General features: G+C 34.5%; 3 protein-coding genes. All 3 read left to right on the top strand.

Features of this window, described 5'->3' with window-relative positions:
- On the top strand, positions 1-364 hold a 364-nt coding region (locus EBF09_RS08935), incomplete at its 5' end, for a hypothetical protein (RefSeq protein ID WP_198672581.1).
- Positions 324-1,043, top strand: coding sequence for a hypothetical protein (locus EBF09_RS08930; protein WP_121764746.1), 720 nt, complete (start codon positions 324-326; stop codon positions 1,041-1,043). The genes EBF09_RS08935 and EBF09_RS08930, both read left to right, overlap by 41 nt.
- A gap of 200 nt (positions 1,044-1,243) precedes the next feature.
- Positions 1,244-1,539 (top strand): hypothetical protein (locus EBF09_RS08925; RefSeq protein ID WP_157978204.1); only part of this gene is annotated, 296 nt, incomplete at its 3' end.

The following is a 1,539-nucleotide window of genomic DNA, read 5'->3' as shown; positions in this document are numbered from 1 at the left end:
TCTCTCATTTACTACAATTTCAATTTTAAGTTCAAATGTTTATGCGGATTCTCGCTCTATTAGTGGTGGGGGCTGTAATTCTAAGCAAGGTCAAACCTGTGAAATCAGCACCGAGCAAAATGGACAAGTTACTATCAATGGTGAAGATACATTAACTATTAATAAAGGTGGAAGTATCAGTGCCTCTAAAGATGGTGCTATACATATTCAAGGTGGTGCAAATGCTACTATTACTAATAATGGAGAGATTAAAAACACAAACAATCAAAGCGGTGTTTTAATCAAAGGTGGTAGTGATGCTGTTGTAAAAGAATTTACAAACAATGGAAGTATTAGTGGTAAAAATGGAATCTGGAATTATTAAAGAGCTCAATAATGGAGTAGGTGGAACGATAAAAGGAAGTGAAAATGGTATACTTTTATGGCAAGGTAAGATAGAGAACCTTAATAATGGTGGAAATATAGAAGGCTCTAATGGTATTCATGGTTATGATATGGAAATTAAAAAGTTTAATAATGCTGGAAATATTACTAGTAATGCAAGCGGTCAGAATGGTGGGGTATTTTTTAGAATATCAGGTGAATGGGCTAGTGGCAAGATAGATGATTTTACAAATTCCGGACTTATTTCTCATAATAACTTACATTCAAATTCAGCTGGAGTTTATTTCTCAGGTATAGATCTTACAAATTTTTTAAATGATACAAATGGAGTGATAAAAGGTAGTGGAAATGCTGATGGTTTATTGCTTAGTTTTACATCTAGCAAAGGCACGAGTGCTGAGCTTGTATCTAACAAAGGGCAAATTATCTCTGAAAATAATGTTGGGATAAGAATCAATAATGGTGCTAATATCAAAACGCTTGAAAATAGTGGAACAATACAAGCTGGAAAAGATGGAATTTTAATCTATGATATAGCGACATTTAGCCAACAAGGTATAACACTTGGCTCTATTGATAATTCAGGTAAAATTTATGCGGGTCAAGATGGTATTAGGATAGGAGATGAAAGAGAAGCAGAAAATGGCTCTATAAACTAGAATTAGGCTCTCTTACAAATAGCGGTGAAATCATCGCAGGAAGACACGGAATCAGTATAGATGATACAAAAACGCAAGGGCAATACTCCATCGGTAAAATCAACATAAGCGGTAAAATCATAGGACAAAGTGGAGCAGGACTTTATATAGGTTCAGGACAAAAGCTCACAGAAGATATTACTATAAGCGGAGAAGAAGCAATGCTAGCTGGTGGTATTGCTGGAGTGATTAACAAAGGAATTATAGGAGATGAAGAAAGCAAGAGTGGAGGGATTAAATTAGAAAATGGTGGAACTCTTTCTTCTCTTGGTGCAAATGAAAAAGAAAATGATTTGAGTGTAAATCCTGCTATCTTAAATATGGAGAATGGTATTATTTATGGGGATACAGAAATTAGCAATGGTTCTAAACTCTTAGGTGGAATCTTAAATCAAGATAATGCTTCTTTAATAGGAGATATTAAAGTAAGTGGAGCTAACTCACAAATCATTGGTGG

Source organism: Helicobacter burdigaliensis, from assembly GCF_003670295.1.
Classification (GTDB): Bacteria; Campylobacterota; Campylobacteria; order Campylobacterales; family Helicobacteraceae; genus Helicobacter_D; species Helicobacter_D burdigaliensis.
Note: the sequence above shows the minus strand (reverse complement) of the source record. Positions and strands in the feature narration are given on the sequence as shown.